General features: G+C 64.9%; 18 protein-coding genes. 7 read left to right on the forward strand and 11 right to left on the reverse strand.

Annotated features, from left to right (window positions below):
• Positions 1–213 precede the first annotated feature (213 nt).
• The 3 genes from C1M53_RS31660 (at position 214) to C1M53_RS07600 (ending at position 1,028) form a co-directional block, all read left to right on the forward strand.
• Positions 214–360 carry a hypothetical protein gene (locus C1M53_RS31660; RefSeq protein WP_165358083.1) on the forward strand — a complete coding sequence of 49 codons (147 nt, stop codon included), beginning with the start codon at positions 214–216 and terminating at the stop codon, positions 358–360.
• A gap of 24 nt (positions 361–384) precedes the next feature.
• Positions 385–738 (forward strand): VOC family protein, encoded by a 354-nt coding sequence (locus C1M53_RS07595; protein ID WP_129411687.1) that lies wholly within the window; start codon positions 385–387, stop codon positions 736–738.
• Positions 739–845: 107 nt separating this feature from the next.
• Positions 846–1,028, forward strand: coding sequence for a hypothetical protein (locus C1M53_RS07600; protein ID WP_129411688.1), 183 nt, complete (start codon positions 846–848; stop codon positions 1,026–1,028).
• A gap of 576 nt (positions 1,029–1,604) precedes the next feature.
• Here the strand turns inward: C1M53_RS07600 and C1M53_RS07605 are convergent.
• From C1M53_RS07605 to C1M53_RS32450, 4 genes are read right to left on the reverse strand one after another with little or no spacing between them, the layout of a single operon-like run.
• Positions 1,605–2,258, reverse strand: a complete 654-nt coding sequence (locus tag C1M53_RS07605; protein WP_129411689.1) for a 4'-phosphopantetheinyl transferase superfamily protein — start codon at positions 2,256–2,258, stop codon at positions 1,605–1,607.
• 11 nt (positions 2,259–2,269) lie between these two features.
• Entirely contained in the window at positions 2,270–2,728 is a 459-nt protein-coding gene (locus C1M53_RS07610) for a GNAT family N-acetyltransferase (protein WP_129411690.1), read from the reverse strand.
• Positions 2,728–5,265 carry a Pls/PosA family non-ribosomal peptide synthetase gene (locus tag C1M53_RS32445; RefSeq protein ID WP_348630028.1) on the reverse strand — a complete coding sequence of 846 codons (2,538 nt, stop codon included), beginning with the start codon at positions 5,263–5,265 and terminating at the stop codon, positions 2,728–2,730. Before C1M53_RS32445 ends, C1M53_RS07610 begins: the two co-directional genes overlap by 1 nt.
• A gap of 20 nt (positions 5,266–5,285) precedes the next feature.
• A complete protein-coding gene (locus C1M53_RS32450; RefSeq protein ID WP_348630029.1) occupies positions 5,286–6,800 on the reverse strand; it encodes an amino acid adenylation domain-containing protein in 1,515 nt (504 codons plus the stop codon).
• Positions 6,801–7,189: 389 nt separating this feature from the next.
• Here C1M53_RS32450 and mprF point away from each other — a divergent pair, with 389 nt between their 5' ends.
• Together mprF and C1M53_RS07625 are read left to right on the forward strand one after the other, a co-directional pair.
• Positions 7,190–9,808: a bifunctional lysylphosphatidylglycerol flippase/synthetase MprF gene (gene mprF, locus C1M53_RS07620; RefSeq protein WP_129411691.1), complete on the forward strand. Its 2,619-nt coding sequence runs from the start codon at positions 7,190–7,192 to the stop codon at positions 9,806–9,808.
• Positions 9,805–11,133: an AcvB/VirJ family lysyl-phosphatidylglycerol hydrolase gene (locus C1M53_RS07625; protein ID WP_129411692.1), complete on the forward strand. Its 1,329-nt coding sequence runs from the start codon at positions 9,805–9,807 to the stop codon at positions 11,131–11,133. The genes mprF and C1M53_RS07625 overlap by 4 nt, the downstream gene beginning before the upstream one ends.
• An 18-nt stretch (positions 11,134–11,151) precedes the next feature.
• On the opposite strand, the gene C1M53_RS07630 is transcribed toward C1M53_RS07625, so the two are convergent.
• The 6 genes from C1M53_RS07630 to C1M53_RS07655 form a co-directional block, all read right to left on the reverse strand.
• Positions 11,152–11,778 carry a nucleoside/nucleotide kinase family protein gene (locus C1M53_RS07630; RefSeq protein ID WP_129411693.1) on the reverse strand — a complete coding sequence of 209 codons (627 nt, stop codon included), beginning with the start codon at positions 11,776–11,778 and terminating at the stop codon, positions 11,152–11,154.
• 2 nt (positions 11,779–11,780) lie between these two features.
• Positions 11,781–12,434 carry a fructose-6-phosphate aldolase gene (fsa, locus tag C1M53_RS07635; RefSeq protein ID WP_129411694.1) on the reverse strand — a complete coding sequence of 218 codons (654 nt, stop codon included), beginning with the start codon at positions 12,432–12,434 and terminating at the stop codon, positions 11,781–11,783.
• Positions 12,435–12,576: 142 nt separating this feature from the next.
• Positions 12,577–13,362, reverse strand: a complete 786-nt coding sequence (locus C1M53_RS07640) for a glutamine amidotransferase (RefSeq protein ID WP_129411695.1) — start codon at positions 13,360–13,362, stop codon at positions 12,577–12,579.
• 58 nt (positions 13,363–13,420) lie between these two features.
• Positions 13,421–14,422 carry a rhamnose ABC transporter substrate-binding protein gene (locus C1M53_RS07645; RefSeq protein ID WP_129411696.1) on the reverse strand — a complete coding sequence of 334 codons (1,002 nt, stop codon included), beginning with the start codon at positions 14,420–14,422 and terminating at the stop codon, positions 13,421–13,423.
• Between the two features lie 47 nt (positions 14,423–14,469).
• On the reverse strand, positions 14,470–15,459 hold the full coding sequence (locus C1M53_RS07650) for an ABC transporter permease (protein WP_129411697.1): 990 nt from the start codon (positions 15,457–15,459) through the stop codon (positions 14,470–14,472).
• Positions 15,460–15,464: 5 nt separating this feature from the next.
• Positions 15,465–18,005: an ATP-binding cassette domain-containing protein gene (locus C1M53_RS07655; RefSeq protein ID WP_129411698.1), complete on the reverse strand. Its 2,541-nt coding sequence runs from the start codon at positions 18,003–18,005 to the stop codon at positions 15,465–15,467.
• A gap of 183 nt (positions 18,006–18,188) precedes the next feature.
• Here C1M53_RS07655 and C1M53_RS07660 point away from each other — a divergent pair, with 183 nt between their 5' ends.
• On the forward strand, positions 18,189–19,436 hold the full coding sequence (locus tag C1M53_RS07660; protein ID WP_129411699.1) for an ROK family transcriptional regulator: 1,248 nt from the start codon (positions 18,189–18,191) through the stop codon (positions 19,434–19,436).
• 40 nt (positions 19,437–19,476) lie between these two features.
• On the opposite strand, the gene C1M53_RS07665 is transcribed toward C1M53_RS07660, so the two are convergent.
• Positions 19,477–20,346, reverse strand: a complete 870-nt coding sequence (locus tag C1M53_RS07665) for a helix-turn-helix transcriptional regulator (protein ID WP_165358084.1) — start codon at positions 20,344–20,346, stop codon at positions 19,477–19,479.
• Positions 20,347–20,474: 128 nt separating this feature from the next.
• Here C1M53_RS07665 and C1M53_RS07670 point away from each other — a divergent pair, with 128 nt between their 5' ends.
• Positions 20,475–20,891 (forward strand): ester cyclase, encoded by a 417-nt coding sequence (locus C1M53_RS07670; protein ID WP_165358085.1) that lies wholly within the window; start codon positions 20,475–20,477, stop codon positions 20,889–20,891.
• The last annotated feature ends 35 nt before the right edge of the window (positions 20,892–20,926 follow it).

The following is a 20,926-nucleotide window of genomic DNA, read 5'->3' on the forward strand; positions in this document are numbered from 1 at the left end:
GAACGGAGAATGCGCCGTTTTCAGACGTCCGTCTGTATGCAAGTGGACGGAAACGATCACTTATGAAGACGGCTCGATTCGAGCATTCGCAGTGTCTTAGGCGCTGCGCTGATCTGCTCGTCCCGTTCAGCCAACTCTTTGCAACCCGTCTTCCCGGGAAACGCTTGCTGAGATCGACCTCCGGAAAAGACCCCTCAATCCAAGGAGAATCCCATGCTGCGCATCCTGATCCTCGCTTTGTTCGGCTATTGCGCCTACCGCGTCGGCCGCGAACTCGTCGACAGCGTGCCGGATGATTTCGACATCGTCGGCCCGCCCCAACCGATCCCAGCCCGCACGCGTGGAACCCGCAGTCGCTGACGACAGCGTGCAAAGGAGGAAGCCATGCTCAGGATCGGTTCCATCGTCTGGGGCGTGCGCGATGTGCCGCGCGCCATCGCATTCTGGTGCGCCGCGCTGAACTACAAGCCGTTGCGGGAACCGTCGCCGGACTGGGCCATCCTCGTGCCGGCTGAAGGACGGGGACAGCAGATGGCGATCACCGTTGTCTCATCGGATGCAGCCACGCACCAGCGCCATCACCTCGATCTCTACGCATCCGATCGGAAAGCCGAAGTCGAGCGGTTGCTGTCGCTCGGCGCGCGACGGGTGGACTGGCGCTATCCCGAAGGCGCGGACTATGTCGTGCTTGCCGATCCGGACGGAAATACATTCTGCGTGGTGGAGAAACAGGCGTAAACGACGGACCGCCTGCGCAATCCGGGCACATCCCATCAGTGCTTGTTAGAATCGTCGAAAGCTGTTCTGGTCCGGCCGCGGAAAACATCAGGCAATCGAGGGCCGGCATGCAACTACATCAGAAGGGCGTCGAGCTGCTTGTCACCCTGATGGATGCGATCGACCATCAGGACAAGCTGAGGCCGACCGATGTCGACTGGTTGCTGCGGGAATCGGCGCATGTGCTGGGCGAGCTGCTGAAGCGCGATGTTCCCGTCGACAGGCGGGACGAAGTCGCCAACCAGCCGTGAACCGGCTTCAGCGCGTCGGGATCGGGCCGGGGGCCGGATCCGGCAGCGGTCCGGGCGGCGAAGGTGGCACCGGGTCCGGCACAGGCATCGGCGGCACGGGATATGTCGGTCCGAGACGAGCCTGTGCGTGAGGCGGAACCTCCTTCACCTCATTCGGATCCGGCACGGGAATTTCCTGTGGTAAAGGTCCTGGTTCCGGCGCCGGTCTGCGCTGAGGCTCCTCATCCGGCCTAGGCTGCGGATCGGGTGCTGGCGCCGGCACGTCGGGCTCTGGCAGGTCCGGTACATCCGGCGGTGGTTTTTTCGGATCGGCCATGGTGAACCTCCTCTGGTCTCGTCCAGAAGGAACCCCGGCCGGGATCTGATGTTCCGAAAAACCGATCATCGCTCTGCATGGCAAGCGACGGCCGCGCCGGCCTGCCTCTCAACGGGCGCACTCTTTTGGAACGCAGGGACCGTTCGGCTGTTTCAACACAGCTGGCGGTCTTCCCCCGTCGGCAGTACCCTGCCGGTCCGGTGCGTCCCCTCATTCCGCATCGGGCCGGTTCGCGCGAGAGGCAAAGGCGATCGTGGGCTTCAGCCGGCGTCGGCCGGTATGAACGCCAAGGCGAGGATGTGGGACGTGATCGATATCCTCGTGTCGATGCGCCGGCCATTCGCAAGCGTGACCGTGCCAGCCGGCAGATCGACGGCGATGTCCTCGAAACCGAGCACTTCGCCATCGAGGGGAAAACTCGCCTTGTAGGCTGCTTCCTTGGCCGCGAAAGCGATCCTGCCGGCGATGGCCGGATCGCAGCCGGCCAGCCTATCGCGGGAATTGAGGACCACGGGCTCGAGTTCCGGTGGCAAGGGCAGCGCCGGCTCGATGTCGACGCCGACGCTGCGCATGGTTTCACTGCGCGTGGCAACGGCAATCGCGAAGTCGGCATCATGGGCGATCGACGCGGCCACGCCGGCCGGCCAGACCGGCTCGCCGGCCTTGCCACGTGGAATGGCAGGACCATCATATCCCAGTTGCCGCAGCAGCCGGCGGGCCAGCAACCGGCCGGCACCGCTGGCGTCGCGCGCGGCCGCTGTCCTGGACTGGATCGTTTCGCTTTCCGCAGGCAGGATGTGGCGTGCGTCGCCGGTCTCGATGCGGCGGCAGCCGACAAGCAGGCCGGGTGGCGCCAGCATCGCCAGCGCCTGTTCCAGTGCGCTCGCCTGATGCTGCGAAGGCCGGGCGCTCATGATGCCAGGGCCTAACGGCGAAGGTCGAGCTCGGCGATCATCTCGCCATCCTCGTCCAGCCCCTGCTCGACAAAGCCGAAAGAGGCGTAGAGCTGCTTCGCCGCCGTGTTGGCGGGCTCGTAGCAGATCAAGACCTTGCGCACATGCGCCAGGCCCTCGATTTCGCCGAGCGCCGCCGCGATGCCGGCGCGGCCGAGACCCCTGCCCTGTTCACGGCGATCGATCATGAAGCGATAGATGTTCGCCTCGTCATCGTTGGACGCGTCGTACATCAGGAAGCCGACGACACGGCCGTCGGCCACGATCGCGCGCGGCACCGCATCGCCGTCCTCGCCGGCCTCCTCGAGCGAGTCGGCGTTGGAGGCGACGAAGTCCTGCTGCCCGGGAAGCAGTTCGAGGGCAAGGATCGCCCGGCGGTTCCGGTCGCTGACCGGTTCCAGCACCACCGAAACTGCCTTGCCCACAGTCATCAGGCGCGGACCTTCTGCTCGACGATCGGCGTGACGATGCCGTGCAGCTTGGCCGGATTGCCGCGCCAGACGGTGTTGGGTTCCAGCACCTCGCCCTTCATGACGAAGCAGTCGACGTCGGCGACCGAGCCTTCGCCCATCACCACGGCGTAGTGCACGAAGGCTGCCGGCGCCAGCGTGCAGCCATTGCCGATGCGGATGTAGTCGGACTTGAAGGCGCCCTCTTCAAGCGAGTGCGCCTGGATCACGCAGCTTTCATTGAGCGTGACGTCGTCGCCGATCTCGACCAGCGAGCGCTCGGTGATGATGGAGCCACCGTCATAGAGCCGCTTGCCGACCTTGACGCCGACCGCGCGCATGATCAGCGGCTTGAACGGCGTGCCGGCGAACAGGCGCATGATCGGCGAATCCGACAGTTTCCAGTGTCGTTCATGGCGCCAGAAGATCGGATCGTAGATCGTCGCCATGCGCGGCTTCAGGCGCCGGAAGCCAAGGCTGATGCGCTCCAGGAAGATGTAGAACGGGATGGCGATCGCCGAGGTCAGGAACACCGCCACGAACAGCGCCGTCTGGCCCCATTCGGTGTAGTAGTTCAGCGCCCGGTCCCAGATCGCAAGCGTCAGGAACAGGATCAGCCACTGCGAGAACACGAACAGCACGGCAGAAACGCCATTGTGCAGGTTCTTGAGCGGCAGGCGGCGCTTGCGTTCCTCGTCGGAAATCAACCCGAGCAATTCCTTGTCGCGGTTGACGATGCGCGGGATCTCGAAGGGCGGCGAGCCGAGCAGGCCGACATTCTCGCGGACCGGGCCGTCGACCGGCACATGCACCTTGGTGCCGAGCAGCACGTTGTAGCCGGTGCGCGAATCCGGCGAGTAGATGATGTTGTTGCCGAAGAAGTTGCGGTCGCCGACCCGCGTGTGCTCGAGGCGGAACGAGTTGGCCGACTTCTGCATGTTGATCATGAACAGGCCGTCGGAAACCATGGTCTCCGAGCCGATCTCGCTGAGCTGCGGGTTTTCGTGGCGCTGGTTGGTGCCGAAATTGGAGCCGGTCTGCTCGACCTTGTTCAGCTTCCAGCCGATGGCGCGCAGGTAATAGACGATCGCCGATGAATCGCCGAACAGCGTGTTGAGCAGGCGTACATTGCTGACCATCTCCAGCATCGACTGCAGCCAGTAGTGGAAGCCGTAGAGCGAATAGTTGCGGCCCGGCTTCAGGAACAGGTTGAACAGGCGCGGCAGGATGGCTGCCAGAAGCACGCCGCCGACGATGAAGCCGGCGACCGTGACCGTGGTGCCGATGGCAACGATGCCGATGGTCTCCTGGTAGTCGTCGCTGACGTTTTCCCAGAAGGTGTGGAACAAAAGCGGGAACGGCGTGACGATGGTGAACAGGATGACGAGCTGGATCAGCTCGTAGATGACGCGGCGCGCGCTGGAGATCGGCACGTTGGAAATCGGCGAATAGTCGGCTGTCGTCGGAATGGCCGGCGAGCCGTGCCAGTGTTCACCGGCCGGGATCGCCTGGCCGCGATGCAGCGACGAGGCATGGCCGAGCTGCGAGCCGGATTCCATGCGGGTGTCGATATCCAGCGTGGAACCGACGCCGACAAAGGCGTTGTCGCCGATATGAACCGGCCCGGTGTGGATGTAGCCGGCCTGGGCGCGGAAGCCCAGCACGCTGGATTCCTTGCGCAGGATGGTGTTGTCGCCGATGGTGATCAGGTCGGTGCAGACCGGCACGGAACGGCACTCGATCACCGTGCGGTCGCCGAGGCGTGCGCCGAGCAGGCGCAGGTAGAGGCTGTAGAGCGGGCTGCCGCGGAACAGCACCACCGGCGCGGTACGGATCAGCGTCTTGACGACCCAGAAACGGTAATAGCGCCAGCCCCAGATCGGGAAGGTCTCGGCTTTCCAGCGGCCGACCAGCACCCATTTCAGGACAACGGCCGCACCCGTCAGGCCGAAGAACATGCCGGCCGACAGGATGACGCAGCGCATGTAAAGCGTGACCGGATCGTCGAGCGCGTCATAGACCCAGTCGAGGCCGTCGTTGAAAGCCCACAGCGACAGGTAGCTGTAGGCGGCATAGAACACCAGCTGCAGGAAGCCGGTGCCCCAGTACTGCAGGTTGGTGGCCTTGTGGGTGAGCATCGGCTCGTTGGCCGCGACCGCCACTTCCGCCGGCGCCCGCAGGTGATCCGCCAATTTGGCGACCGTCGGATGCAGGTAGATGTCGCGCATCGACGCCGTCGACCAGTCCGGCCTGCCACGGACGCGGGCGCAGAAACGGGCCATGAGCAGGGAGTTGGCGCCGAGATCGTCGAAGAAATGGTCCTCGATCGAGACACCTTCGAACTTCAGGATATCGGCCAGCGTCTCGGCGAGGAACTTCTCGTCGTCGTTGCGGTAGTCGACCATCGCATTGCCGGCGGTGACGCGAACGCTGGTCGGCTTGGGCAGCTTGCGCAGGTCGGCCTTGTTGGAGACCGTCATCGGGATCGCGTCCAGGCGTTCCAGATAGGCCGGCACCATGTAGTCGGGCAGGCGCCGCTTCAGCTCCTGCGCGAGCAGGTGCGGTCGATCTCGACGACATCGCTCTTGGGCGCGAAATAGGCGACGAGCTCGGTGCGCTCCGGCTCGATCTCCCAGGTGGTCACCGCCGCCTGGCCGATGCCGGGCTGGTCGAGCAGCACGGCCTCGATCTCGCCGAGTTCGATGCGATAGCCGCGGATCTTGACCTGGGTGTCGATGCGGCCGCGATATTCGATCTCGCCCTTGTCGTTGATGCGGCCGAGGTCGCCGGTGCGGTAGATGCGCCCGCTCGGATTGTTGGGCAGGCCGATGAAGTCCTCGATGAACTTCTGCTCGGTCAGCTCCGGCCGATTGAGATAGCCGACGGCGACGCCCATGCCGCCGATGCAGATCTCGCCGAGTTCGTCGCCGGTCAGCAGCCGCGGTTTTTCCGGATCAAGGATGGCGATGGAATAGGTGGGCAGCGGCACGCCGATGGTCACCGGCTCGTCCGGCTTCAGATACGCCATGGTGGCGGTGACGGTCGCCTCGGTCGGGCCATAGGTGTTGAGGATCTGGCGGCCGGGTGCCGCCCAGCGGTTCACCAGCTTCTGCGAACAGGCCTCGCCGCCGACCAGGATGGCGCGCAGGCTCGGCACCTCGCTTTCGACCGACGACAGCAGCGTCGGGCTGCAGGCCATGCAGGTGATCTGGTGGGTGCGCAGGAAATCGGCGAGCTCCTCGCCGACCAGCGGCTGCTGGCCCGGCGCCGGAACCACGGTGGCGCCGGCGGCAAACGCCACCCAGATCTCTTCCGACGAGAAGTCGAAAGCGATCGTCATGCCCTGGTAGATGCGGTCGCTGGGCTTGTAGCCATAGGAGGCTGCGGCGACGCGGATGAAGTTGCAGAAGCTCTGATGGGTGACGACCACGCCTTTCGGCTTGCCGGTGGTGCCGGAGGTGTAGAGGATATAGCAGGTATGATCCTGAACGCCCTGCCGCGAAGGCGCCCGAGAGGGTGCCGTCTCCGGCTTCAGCGCGATCTCCGAGACGGCGGAATCGATGGAGATGTGCGGGACCGGCAACTTTTCGACGCGCGCCGCATAGGCCGACACGCTGATGACCAGCGAAACCGAGGCGTCCTCGATGATCATCGCCATGCGCTCGACGGGGAATGCCGTGGCCAGCGGCACGAAGGCCGCGCCCGCCTTCATCACCGCCAGGATGGCGACATAGGTCTCGGCGGAGCGGTCGAGCAGCAGCCCGACCCGGTCGCCCGGCCTGATGCCACGCTCGATCAGCAGGTGGGCGAACTGGTTGGCGCGGTTGTCCATCTCGCGATAGGACCAGACCCGGCCGTCGGAAATGACGGCGGGCGCGCTGTCGAAGCGGCCGGCAAGCTCGGCGAAGAACTGGTCGAGCCGTTCATCCGGCTTGCCCTTGCGGACGAAATCCGGGCCGATCAGCAGCTGCCTGGCCGGCGGCGGCCCTGCCGGAGCCTCGGCCTTCCTGGGAGTGCGCGGTTTGCGGGGTGCCTTGACTGCTTCACTGGACATTTTGGATATCGACGTTTCGGGCCTGAGGTTCGCGCGGGACGCGCTCTGGAGACGTGCCTTAACCGGTTGTTGCCATTACAACTATGACACTGGGGACCGAAGGCAATTCTGTCTGTGGATTGCGTACGGCAGCGCCCTCTGGTGCTGAATAAAGGCAAATCTATGCCATAATCGCATGGAGCACGCGAAACCCGTCCATCGGGGGCGGCAGCCATATCCATGCCCTTGCCACAATTTGGTTTAAACGCTCTCCGGGTTTTGCCGCGCCAGATGGATCTGCGTGGCTTCGTCCATGTTTCGTCAGCTTAACTTATTGTTTTGTCGCAGGTTCTCATCGCAAAGCCGTCGGTTGCCTTTGCGTGGCTTGCCCAGGGGTTGCAACAAAGATCATGAATGACGCCGACGCTCAGGTCGACGAGCAGAATCTCGGCAGCGGTCTCTCACGAATAGTTGACCGCATCGTGGAGCCGCGCGTGCTCGGGCCGATCGTCGGCGCGGTCGCCGTCGCCATCGCATTCCTGTTCATCCACGAGATCGGCGGCAAGATCCGACTCAACCACATCATCGACGCCGTCGCCTCAACGTCCCTTGCGACGGTGGCACCGGCGCTTGCCTTCACGCTGGTCAGCCTGATGGCGATGGCGCTGTACGACGTCATGGCGATCCGGCACATCGCGCCCGACAAGGTGCCGACCCGTCTTGCCCTGTTCGCGGGCTTTGTCGGCTACGGTTTTTCGAACGCGATCGGCTTCCACGTCTTCGTCGGCGGCCCCGTCCGCTACCGCATCTACCAGTCGGTCGGGCTGGACGCCGCCGATGTCGGCAGGATCGTCGGCGTCTCCTTCCTCACCTTCTGGGGCGGCCTGCTCACCATCGTCGGCATGGCGATGCTGTTCGATCCGGTAGGCGTGCCGGCGCTCAGCCTGGTTTCGCCGGTCGACGACCGCATCATCGGCGGCGGCATCCTGGCCGGTCTCGCGCTCGTGCTGTTGTGGCTGGCACGCGGGCGGCGGCAGGTCTCCGTGCTCGGCTGGACATTCCCGTTCCCTTCGGCGCGCAGCGCGGCGGTGCAGATCCTCATCGGCGCGGTCGACATCGGCGCCGCGGCGGCGGCACTCTACGTGCTGCTGCCGGCCGACGTCGCGCCGGCATTCACCGTGTTCCTCGCGCTGTTCGCCCTTGCGATCATCGCCACCGTGGTCAGCCATGCGCCCGGCGGCCTCGGCGTGCTGGAAGCGACGATCCTGTTCGGGCTCGGCGTCGGCGCCCGGCCCGACGTCATCGCGGCACTCGTCGTCTTCCGCATCGTCTACTACCTGTTCCCGCTGGCACTGGCGGCGCTGGCCCTGCTCGTGTTCGAAATCTACCGTGTCCGCAGCACGGTTTCGAACGTGGCGGGCCGAACGCTGGCGCTGACCCGGCACATCGTGCCGCCGATCAGCGCGACGCTGGTCTTCGCCGGCGGACTGGTGCTGCTGTTTTCAGGCTCGGTTCCGGCCGTCAGCGATCGCACCGACTGGCTGAGCGATATTCTTCCCCTGCCCTTTGCCGAAGCGTCGCATCTTCTGGCCAGCGTCACCGGCCTGCTGCTCATCATCATCGCACGCGGCCTTTATCGCCGCATCGCGCTGGCACGCTTCGCGGCCATCGTCCTGCTTCTGACCGGCGCCGTCTTCTCGGTGCTGAAGGGGCTGGACTGGGAAGAAGCGATCGTGCTGGTGGCGGTGGCAGGTGCTCTGTTCATCTACAGGGATGCCTTCTACCGCAAGGGTGACTGGCGCTCGTTCCGGCTCGACACAACCTGGATCGGACTGCTGTCCATCGTCGTGACCGCCAGCATCATCGTCGGACTGCTGGCCTACCGCCATGTCGAATACCAGTCTTCGCTGTGGTGGGAGTTCGCCTGGGACGGCGACGCGCCGCGCTTCCTGCGCGCCACCATGGCCATGGCCATCGTCGCCGCCGCACTGGCCATCGACACGGTCATCAACCGCCCCGCCCATCCCAAAAGCCCAGGCCGGGTCGCCGTGCCGGATGCGGTTCGACGCATTCTCGAGACGTCTTCCGGCACGGAGCCATGCGTCGCCCTGCTTGGCGACAAATCCTTCATGATCTCGCCTTGCGAGAAAGCCTTCCTGATGTACGCGCGATCCGGCAACAGCTGGGTGACGATGGGAGATCCGGTCGGCGATGCCCAGGCCGGCAGGACGCTGATCTGGCGTTTCGCGGAAGCCGCTGACCAGGCCGGTGCGCGCGCCGTGTTCTATTCGATCCAGCCGGAATTCCTGACCCACTATCTCGACATGAGCCTGGCCATCCTGAAGATCGGCGAAGTGGCGCGCGTCGGATTGACCGATTTTTCGCTCGAAGGCGCCATCCGCCAGCCGCTCCGCTACGCCTATGGCAAATCCGGCCGCGAAGGGCTCACCTTCTCGGTCATCCCCAAGGCCGACGTCGCCAGCGTCCTGCCCGAACTGCGTGCGGTCTCCGACGAGTGGATGGGCAAGAAGCACGGCAGCGAGAAGGGTTTTTCGCTCGGCTATTTCGACGACGACTACATGCGCGAATTCGACTGCGCCGTGCTGCGCAAGGGCGACGAGATCGTCGCCTTCGCCAATCTGTGGCGCAGCGGCGACGGCGAGGAGCTGTCGGTCGACCTGATGCGCTACAAACGTGGCGTCTCCAAGATCATGATGGACGCGCTGTTTGCCCACATCCTGCTGCTTGGCAAGGCGGAGGGCTACAAATGGTTCAACCTGGGGGCAGCGCCGCTGTCCGGGCTCGCCGACCATCCGCTCGCCTCGACCTGGAACCGCATCGGCACCTTCATCTACAAGCGCGGCGATGAAATCTACAATTTCGAAGGCCTGCGCGCCTTCAAGCAGAAATTCGACCCGGTGTGGACGCCGCAATATCTGGCCTGCCCCGGGGGACTGGCCATGCCGCAGATCCTGCTCGATATTACGACCTTGATTTCCGGGAACCCGATCCGAATCTTCAAACGATGAAAATCCTCGCCTCCGTCCTCTCCCTGCTGATCTCCTTCTGCTTTATCGGGCTCGCCACCGCGCAATCCGATGCGCCGGCGTCGACGCTTTCCGTCGAGCGGTTGCAGAATGTGCGGCTGCTGCCCGCGAAAGGCGACGCCAAGGCGATGGTGGTCTATTTCTCCGACCGCAGCGGGTGGAGCCCTGCGGACGACGCGACGGCGTCCGCACTCAGCGACGACGGCAATGTCGTGCTCGGCGTCGATCTTGCCGCCTATGCCCGGGAGCTGGACAAGGCGGACGGTGTCTGCCTCTACGTCGTCGGCGAGATCACCGACCTTGCCCAGACCGCGCAACGCCAGCTCAACATCCAGACCTATCTGCCGCCGATCGTTGCCGGCACCGGCGAAGGTGCGACGTTCGCCTATGCGGCGCTCGCCGATGCGCCGGCCAACACGCTGGGCGGGGCCGTCGCTTCCGGCTTTGCCAACCGGCTGACGCTGCGGCTGCCGTTCTGCCCCGGCTCGACGGCGAGCAAGACCGCCGACGGCAAGGCCTACAGCTATGCCTTCGACAAGGCGATGCCGGAAGCGGCGAGCCTGTTCGTCGCCGCCGACACGCTGGATGCGTTCCGCACACAGGCCGCGCAGCAGTCCAACATCACGGTGGAGGCGCTCGACAGCGACAACGCCGCCACGCAGCTGGTCGGCACTGTCTCCGCGCTGGTCGATGCGAGCTCGCCGTTCGGCAAGCTGCCCGCCATCGACCTGCCGTCGACGACGCCGCCCAAGGCGGTCGCCATCTTCATTTCGGGTGACGGCGGCTGGCGCGACATCGACAAGACCATGGGCGAATGGCTGTCGACGCAAGGCATTCATGTCGTCGGGCTGGATGCGCTGCATTATTTCTGGTCGAAGCGCACGCCGCAGGAGCTGGCCGCCGACATCACCACGCTGGTCAAGGATGCCGACCCGCAGGCGAAGCTGCCGGTGATGCTGATCGGCTATTCCTTCGGTGCGGACACGATCCCCTTCGCCTATCCGCTGCTCTCGAAGGAGCTGCAGGACCGGACCAAGGTCCTCGGGCTGATGGCGCCGAGCCTTTCCACCTCGATGCAGGTCACCATCTCCGGTTGGCTCGGCATCGACGACAGCGGCTATCCGGTGCCGCCCGCGATCGCCGCCCTGCCGAAGGACAAGGTGCTGTGCATCTACGGCAAGGAAGACGACGAGGGCGGCTGCGAGGACCCGGCCGTGAAGGACATCACCAAGATCGAGACCGATGGCGGCCATCATTTCGACGGCGAGTACACCGACATTGCAAAGCGGTTCCTCGACAAGCTCTGAGCCATGCACGCGGCAGGATCACGACGGGTCGCAAGGCCGCCACGTCAGGTCCCAGTCCCGGCTCTGGCTCAGCACGAGATCGGCATTGCGCAGATCGTTGCCTTCGACCTTCTGACGCGCGGCATCGGCGGAGAAACCCAGGTCGAGCCAGCGGCTCATCAGGCGGCGCTGCAATTCCTGGCGCGGCACCTCGATGAAGACGGTGCAGTCGAAATGCTGCCTGAGCAGCGACCACGGACCTGTGCCGAGAGCGAGGTAGTTGCTTTCGACGATGACATGTCTGACGTCCTCGCCGATCATCACGGCGCCGGCGCGGGCGACGTCGAGCGTGCGGTCGAAAACCGGTGCGATGACGTCGGGCTCGCTGTTCCTGATGCGCCGGAGCAGGAAATCGAGACCGCGGCAGTCGAACGTATCGGGCGCGCCTTTCCAGGCTCTCCGGCCCAGCCGGTCGAGCAGGACGTTGTCGAAGTGAAAGCCATCGGCCTGCACGACCGCGGCGCTGCCCGGCGGCAGTGCAGCCGCCAGCGCTTCCGACAGGGTCGACTTTCCCGAACCCGGCGGTCCGGCGAGAGCTGTCAGATAACGCCTGGAGTGCTGTGCGCGGTCGACGATGGTCGCCGCCAGTTCCTCTACCGTCGACATGATCAGCCGATCTTCTGTCCGGTCTTGGCCCAGTCGGCGAGGAACTGTTCGAGCCCCTTGTCGGTGAGCGGATGCTTGACCAGGGCCTTCAGCGTGGCCGGCGGGATGGTGGCGACGTCGGCGCCGATCAGGGCGGCGCGCTTGACGTGGTCCGGCGTGCGGATCGAGGCGGCCAGGATCTCGGTGTCGAAGCCGTAATTGTCATAGACCTGACGGATCTCGGCGATCACTTCCATGCCGTCGAAGCCCATGTCGTCGAGACGACCGATGAAGGGCGAGATGAAGGTGGCGCCGGCCTTGGCGGCAAGCAGCGCCTGGTTGGCCGAGAAGCAGAGCGTGACGTTGACCATGCGGCCTTCGGCACGGATGGCGCGGCAGGCCTTGAGGCCGTCGAGGGTGAGCGGCACCTTGATGCAGACATTGTCGGCGATCCTGGCCAGCACCTTGGCTTCCTTCATCATGCCGTCGAAATCGGTGGCGGTGACTTCGGCCGAGACCGGACCTTCGACGATGTCGCAGATCTGCTTCGTGACCTCATCGATCTTGCCGCCGGACTTCAGGATCAGCGACGGGTTGGTGGTGACGCCATCGAGCAGGCCCAGCGCGTTGAGCTCCTGGATTTCCTTCACATCTGCGGTGTCGACGAAGAATTTCATGACTGTTCATTCCTGTTTGCATGGGAAGGGTTTTGGCCAGTGCCTGGCCGGTCGAGGAACCGCCGTGGTGCCCCCACCGCGAACGTCCTCAAAAGGCATGCCGCAGGGAGCAGCGGCCGGCACTGGCCAAACTGGTTCGGGCTCACGCGGTCACCGCCGGATCCTTTCCGGAAGCCCACAGAACCATGTTGCTCATCAGCCTGCCGTAGTGCGGCCAGTCGAGGAATTCCGCCGACAGCCAATGCGGACCGATGTCGGTCGTCCATGCCACGGTGCGGCCCTTGCCGATGCAGCGCGTGGCAAGCAGCGGCCAGAGGCCGTTGCGATGGCTGCAGGTCGCCACCAGGGTCGAGGAGCCGTCATAGCGAAACGACACCTTGTTCAGTCCGAGAATGGCCGGCAGCGGTTCCTCGATCCCGGCCAGGATCGGATGCGTGTCGCGACGGATCGCTGGCGTCAGGCCCTCGGGTACTTCGAGACCGTCGCTGTAAGGCAGGCACCGCACCGGAAGCACGTCTTCCACCGGCGTGTCGAAAAACTTCGCGCCGCCGAACATGCCCTGGAAACCCATATAGCCACCGGCCATGACCAGTCCGCCGCCGGCCTCGACATAGCTTTTCAGGACCTCGAGGCGGTTCACGCTGCAACGCCCGAGGCGCGTTTCGGGGGTTATCAGCAGCGAAAGCGCACCGACGTCGGAGACGACGACGGCGCCGTACTGCCGAAGGGCTTCGACGGAGGTCGGGAACTCCGAACCACATTGTTCGGAGCCGATCTGGGTCACCGCGACATCGGCTTTTGCGAGGGCCGTGTTGAAGGCAACCGCGCCATTGGTCTGCGAGGCGCTGGCGATCACGTCACCGCCCACCGCAACCAGTGTCGTGGCCCGGAACGTTTCGCCGGCCAGCAGTATCTTCAAGGCTGCCATTGTGCTGGAAACTCCTTCGGGGAGCGGAGGCGCGCGGGTGCGCCCCCGCCGTGACCGATCAGAACTTGAATTCGGCGAGGTTTTCCGGCGTGACGATCTTGGCCGGTCCGAGGATCAGTTCGCCCTTGGCACCGATCGTGTATTCACCGAGCCGCCCTGCCGAGAACTTGTCGCCCTCCTTGCCGGTGATCTTGCACTGGGCCAGCGCCTGGGCGGTCTGGTAGGTGAGGTAGCCGAGATCGGAAACGTTCCACCAGATGTCCTGGGCGGCGCCATCCTTGATGTATTTCGCGATCAGCGTCGCCGGCGCCAGGCCGGTCAGCTTGACCTTGCCGATCATGCCGGCTTCCTCAAGCGCGCGGGCCGCCGCAGGCAAGCCGATGCCGGCAGGCACGATGATCGCCTTCAGGTTTGGAAACGCCTGCACCAGGGCCAGCGCCTGCTGCTGGTTGACCTGCTCGCTCTCCTCGCCATAGGCAACCTGCACCAGCTTCATCTTGGCGAATTTCGCATCGCCGGCCAGCTTGCCCTTGATCAGCTCGATCCAGGCGTTCTGGTTGGTGGCGGTCGGCGTCGACGAGAGGATCGCGAATTCTCCTTCGCCGCCGGTGAGGTTGAAGGCGCTTTCCAGCATCATCTCGGCCAGGCTCGAGCCGAGCGCCTGGTTGACGAAGATCGAACGGGCATCCGCCGCGACATCGGAATCGTAGGAGATGATCCTGACGCCCTGCTTGGCGGCGCGTTTCAGCGCCGGCGCAACGGCATTGGCGTCATTGCCGGAAATGGCGATCACGCCGACCTGCTGCGACACCAGGCTGTTGATGAACTCGATCTGGGCATCGGCGGTGGCCTGGGAAGGCGCAACCTGGATTGCCTTGCCGCCGATCTCCTTGGCGGCCTCCTCGGCGCCCAGCTGGGCTGCCTTGAAGTAGGGATCGGTGTCCAGCTTGGGCAGGAAGCCGACGGTCACCGGCTCCTTGGCGCATTCGTCCGCGGTGGCGAATGTCGTCGGGACGAGAAAGGCGGCCGTTGCAAGAAGGGCCAGACCAAGAGATTTCATGTTACTCCTCCTTTGGTTTTCGGGTCTTGTGGGTGGGGATGGATCGATCATCCCTTTGTCTCGCGCAGCGCGCGCGATCGGCTTTGCGCCTCCTCGAAGGAGCGCCAGTAGTTTCCGACCAGCAGCGAGCCGATCAGGAGCAGTCCGATGATCATGCCCTGCGCGTCGCCGCCGATCTGGTTGAGGGCGAGCACATTGCGCACGATGGCGATCAGGACGAGCGCGAGCATGACGCCGGTCAGTTTTCCCTTGCCGCCGAACACGCTGACGCCGCCCAGAAGGACAATGGTGATGACGTCCAGCTCCATGCCGAGCGCGTTGTTGGCGCGGGCGTTGGACAGGCGCGCCGTGTAGACCATGCCGGCGATCGCGGCCATCACGCCCGAGGTGATGAACAGGCCAAGCACCATGCGCCCGGTCCTGATGCCCGAATAACGCGCCACCTCCGGATTGCCGCCGAGCGCGTAGATGCGCTTTCCGGTCGGCGTCTTCTGCAGCAGGACGGCGAAGACCGGAGCCAGGACGAGGAAGGGGATGATGGTCAGCGGGATCTGCGTGCCCGGCACGTTGTCGATGCCGAAGTCAACGAGCGAAGGCGGCAGGACATTGATCGAGCCGGTACCGAGCAGGATGTAGCCGAGCCCCCTGTACAGCGCCATCGTGCCCAGCGTGACGACAAGCGACTGCAGCGCAAGCGACGAGACGAGAAACCCGTTGAAGGCACCGAGGATACCGCCGAACAACAGCGTCAGCGGGATCGCAACGAGCATCGGCGCGCCGGCCTGCAGCAGCAGACCGAAGATCACCGACGACAGCGCCAGGACCGAGGCGATCGAGAGATCGATCTCGCGCACGATGATCAGCAAGGTCATCGGCAGGATGAGCAGCGCTTTCTCCGATACGCTGGCGGCAAGCTGGGACAGGTTGAAGCCCGACAGGAAGTTGGGGACGAAAAGCGCGGCATAGCCGAAGACCAGCGCAAAGGCAGCAGCCAGAAGCAGGTCCCAGAAGTCGATGGACGCAAGCAGCTTTTTCATGACGATTAGCCCCGCTTTGCCTGGCGGCCGCGACGCACGATCAGGGCGTCGATGCCGATGGCGATGAGGATGACCAGCCCGTAGACCGCCTGCAGCCAGAGCGGATCGACCCTGACCAGCGTCAACCCGTTGCGGATGAGCAGCAGGGTCAGCGCGCCCAGGGTCAGGCCGAGCAGCGTGCCGGCGCCACCCCGGATGGCGACCCCGCCGACGACAGCCGAGGCAATGACGGTCAGCTCGAAACCGACGGCGACGCGGGCGTCGATGGTGGCATAGCGCGAGGCCCAGAGCGCGCCGCACAGGCCGCCGAGCAGCCCGGCGATGGCGAAGGCCGCCAGGATGCGCCGGTCGGCCGGAATGCCGATCAGCCTTGCGCCATCCGGGTTCGAGCCGACGGCGAAGAGCTCGCGGCCGAACGATGTCCGATACAGCAGGACATAGGCGGCAAGAAGCACCAGCGCGGCGATCACGACGATGAGCGGGATGCCCAGCACCCTGTAGCCGGTCATGTCCAGCCAGCGCTGCGTGACCTCGTCGGCGCTGACCTGATTGCCGGCCGCCCACAAGGAGTTGAAGCCGCGATAGATCGACATCGACGCCAGCGTGACGACGATGGACGGGATCTGCCCCCTGGTCACGACGAGACCGTTGAGCAGCCCGGCAGCGAGGCCCACCGCGCAGGCCACCGACAGCCCGACGAAGATGTCGCCATTGGGGAAGGCCTGTACCGCGCTTGCCGCCATGTAGGCGGAAAGGCCGATGACCGAGCCGATCGACAGGTCGATGTTGCGGGTGATCAGCACCAGCATCTGGGCGAGAGCCGCGACGATCAGCAGGGCGGCGTCCATCGACACCGCCGTCAGGTTGGCGGCGCTGATCATGCGCGGGTTGATGACGGCAACGGGAATGACGACCGCCAGCATGGCCGCCAGCAGTCCGAGTTCGCGGCGCTTCAGGAAATCCAGCCGGCCGGATTTGCCGGCACCGGGCTCGTCATCCACGGAATGGGCCGCAGTCCCGGCGACGTCGCTGGTCGTGGCCGCCTCGAGGACCTTTTCCTGCGAGGCTTCGCCCTTGATGAACTCGGCGGTCTTGTGCCCTTCGCGCAGGACGAGGATGCGGTCGCACATGCCGATCAGCTCGGGCATCTCCGAGGAGATCAGGATGATGGCCATGCCTTGGCGGGCAAGCTCGGCAATCATGGCGTGGACCTCGGCCTTGCTGCCGACATCGATGCCCTGCGTCGGCTCGTCCAGGATGAGGATGCGCGGTTCCGTACGCAGCCATTTGGCCAGCACGACCTTCTGCTGGTTGCCGCCGGACAGTTCCTTGACCGGCTGCTGGTAACCGGCGAAACGCAGTTTCATCTGCCTGAGGAAACCGGAAACCAGTTCCGTTGCCCGGCCCGCGCTGTAGAGACCGCGGGGCGCGGCGCGGTCGAGACTGGGCAGGATCGCGTTGTCGAGGATCGAGAAATCGGTGACGAGGCTTTGCCCGAGGCGATCCTCCGAGACATAGGCGATGCGTGCCCGCATCGCATCGATCGCCGATGCGAAGCGGACCGGCCTGCCGTCGATCAGGATGCTGCCGGCGTCGGGCCGGTCTATGCCGAACAGGGCGCGCGCGATCTCGGTGCGGCCGCTGCCGACAAGACCACCCAGCCCGAGCACCTCCCCGGCATGCAGGGTCAGGTCGATGCCGGAGAATGCGCCGGCTCGGGAAAGCCCCCTCGTCTCGAGAACAAGCTCGCCCCTGGTCTGTGTCCGCTCGGGATAAAGCTCGGTCAGTTCGCGACCGACCATCATGGAGATGGCGCGACCGCGACTGAGCTCGGCCTTGCCGCAGACGTCGATCAGGCGGCCGTCGCGCAGCACGGCGATGCGGTCGGCGACATGGAAGATCTCGTCCATGCGGTGGCCGACGAACATCATCGCCACGCCGCGGGCGCGCAGATCGTCGACAACTGCGAACAGCCGGGTGACTTCCCGTTGCGAGAGCGCCGCGGTCGGCTCATCCATGATGAGGACGCGGGCGTCGAGGGAAAGCGCGCGGGCGATCTCGACGAGCTGCTGCTCGGATGTGCGCAGCGTTCCGAGCAATGTTTCCGGCGGCACGTCCAACCCGACGGTGGCGAGTATCGTCGCGGCCTTCGCCGAGGCGGCCGCCATGTCCACGCCGCCGAAGCGGTCGCGCGGCATATGACCCAGATAGATGTTCTCGGCCACGGACAGGTCGGGGAACAGCCCGGGATGCTGATGCATGACGGCAACGCCGGCGGCCTGGGCATCATGCGGCGACCGGAACGCGACGGGATGCCGATCGACATGGACGCTTCCCTCGGTCGGGGCATAGACACCCGCCAGCAATTTCACGCAGGTGCTTTTCCCGGCGCCGTTCTCGCCGAGCAGCGCAAGCACCTCGCCGGGCCGCAGATCGAACGAGACATCCCTGATGGCGACGGTGCCGCCGAATGCCTTGGTGACCCCGGCCAGGCCAATGGGCGCGCCTGCGGCTGCCTCTCGCTTTGTATCGCGATGCGCGTCCATTCTCAGCCGACCTCCCGTAGCATCAAATGTTTTTTTAACTTGCTATATTAAATGCAATCGGATGACAATGGCGAAAATTGACTTCGCGGGAAGCGGCATGCGAAGCTCATTCATTACGAAGGGCTAACGCAAAGATGCTTCAGTGTGGCCTTCGCGACGGGGGCCGAGGCACGGAGAATTCTCTTGAGCGGAAAAGGCAGCAATTCCATCAAGTTGAGGCATTACAACGAGCGTTTTGTCCTTGATGCCGTTCGCCGCATGAAAGAAGCCTCCAAATCGGATCTCGCAAGGGCGGCGAACCTGACGCCCGCCGCGGTCGCCGATATTGTCGATGGGCTGGAAGCGTCCGGTTTCGTCAAGCAGATTGGGAAAAGGTTCGGGCAGCGTGGTTCACCCTCCATCCTGTACCGGCTGACTCCGGAACGCATCTACAGCGTCGGCATCAAGATCGGCCGGCGCGCGCTCGAGGCGGTGCTTGTCGATTTTGCCGGCGAGATCCGGTCGCGGGAAACCCACGAATACCGCTATCCCGCAGCAGACATGGTGCTGCGCGGCGGCAACACGGCGCTCGCCAATTTTCGCAAGCTGGTCAACAGCCTCGATGAAGCCTCCATCGTCGGCGTCGGCATCGCTTCGCCCTACTTTCTCGGCGACTGGGGTGACGAACTCGGCTTTCCGGAGGACATAGGCGGGAGCTGGGCGGCCGTCGACCTGGAGAGGTTCTTCGACATCGATCCGAAGACACCGGTCTTTGTCGAGAACGACGCGACGTCCGCGGCTCTGGCCGAACTCGCACAGGGCATCGGATCGCGGTACCGCGACTTCATGCATGTGTCGATCGACACGTTTGTCGGCGGCGGCCTCGTCCAGGGCGGCAAGGTGCATACCGGCCCGCATGGCAACAGCGCCGCACTCGGGCCGTTGCCGGTTTCGCCGTCGAAACTCAGTTCGGCCAGCCGCAGCTCGGCCAAATACCAGAGCCTGCTGCATCGTGCATCGATCTATGTGCTGGTGAACCATCTCAAGGCGCATGGCATCGACATCAACCGGGTCCGCGAACTGGACCCGCTGCCTGCCGCCGCCCGTGAACCGCTGTTCGAATGGATGGACGACTGCGCCGAGGCGCTGGCCGAAGCCGTCATCGCCATCACCTCGATCATCGACATCGAGGCGATCGTCCTCGACAGTATCCTGCCGCGCTCGATCCACCAGGATCTGCTGGCGCGCGTCCAGGCGCAGTTCGGTTCGGCCAATGCCGTCGGCATCATCGCGCCGGACATCGTCTCGGGCCAGTTCGGTCCGGAAGCGTCACCGCTCGGCGCCGCCCTGCTGCCCTTCTCGGTTCTTTTCGGTCCGGACTCGGGCGTGCTGATGATCGGCAAGGACAGGACCAAGCTGCCCGGCAGCCTCGCCACCTTCGCGGCAGGGTAGCGACGGCGGTGCCGATGCACCTGCACGACCGGGGCCGATCTCACCCCTGTTCCGCGAACCCGCCATGCCGTTGGCGCCACGCCCGTGTCAGAAGCGCAACCTTCTCGGCGCTGTCGCGGCTGGCCGGCGCGTAGATGACGATGCGCATGTTGGGCGCATCCTCCAGCAGCAGGACCGTCTGGTCGAGCTCCAGTTCGCCGACACCGGGCACGGTGAAGCGCTTGGGCTTTTCGTTCCTGACCGTCACGTCATGCTCCGGCCACCAGGCGCGGAAGGACGGGCTCGCCCCTTGCAGCCGCTCGATCAGCGTCAGGAAACGGGCATCCTTGCGGTTGCGCCCGTATTCGATGCGGAACCGGGCCAGCATCGATCGCGCGGCGACCTCCCAGTTCGGGATCGCCGCCTGATGTTCGGGGCTGGCGAACATCAGCCAGAGCATGTTGCGGTTCTGTTCGGGCAGAGGCGCCAGGTCGCCGAAAACGGCGGACAGGCATTGGTTCCAGGCAGCGACATCGAGGCATGGATTGGCGATATAGGCCGGCCCCTCGATCGCCTCCAGCATGCGCAGATGTGCGGGTTTCACCGTGAGGCCGGCGACGTTCTGCTCGGGAGGAGGCCGGTTCTGCGCGAGGCTGAACAGATGGGTGCGCTCATTGGGCCCGAGGCGCAGCGCGTGGGCAATACGCTCGAGGAAATGCGTGGAGACCTCCATCTCGCGCCCCTGTTCCAGCCAGGTGTACCAGGTGACGCCGACCCCGGCCGCCTGCGCCACCTCTTCACGGCGCAGGCCCGGTGTGCGCCTGCGGCTGGTCATCGGCAGGCCGATATCGGTCGGTTTCAGGCGCTCGCGACGCGTGCGCAGGAATTGAGCCAGCTCCAGCCGGTCGGACAATCGTGGATGTCGTGTCATGACAATTACCAGTGATAATAGGATAACTTCCCCACTGTAATACGATGGGAGCATCGCCCATCTTCCCGCGACTGGCAACGACATGCAGCGCGCCACGACCGGCTCCGGCGCATCGGGAAGAGGACACCATGACACCCAACGACGCACGCAAACGCCTGCTGGCATTCCGCAGCCGGCTCTATGTCGATCATGACCTCGGCGCGGTCGACGACTATCTGCATCCGGAATTCGAAAGCGACTCGCCCCTGATCGCAAGCCCTGGACGCGAAGCCTACAGGCAGTTCGTCCGCATGCTGCATGAGGGACTGCCGGACCTCTGCCCGGTCGAACAGACGATCCTGGTGGAGCACGACCGGATGATGGCGATGACGCATTGGCGCGCGACACACACCGGCCCGTTCCTCGGCGTCGCCGGCACCGGCAAGACCCTCACCTTCAAGACGGCCGACCGCTACGAACTGCGCGATCGGCAGCTCTACCGCCACTGGGACGTCGTCGACCGTCTCGACGCCTCGATGGCGATCGGCCTGTTGCGGCCAGTGTGACGGCAACCGGCGCGGTAGCGCCGCCGCCGGCCGGC

It is taken from the genome of Mesorhizobium sp. Pch-S (genome assembly GCF_004136315.1).
In the GTDB taxonomy this organism is placed as follows: domain Bacteria; phylum Pseudomonadota; class Alphaproteobacteria; order Rhizobiales; family Rhizobiaceae; genus Mesorhizobium.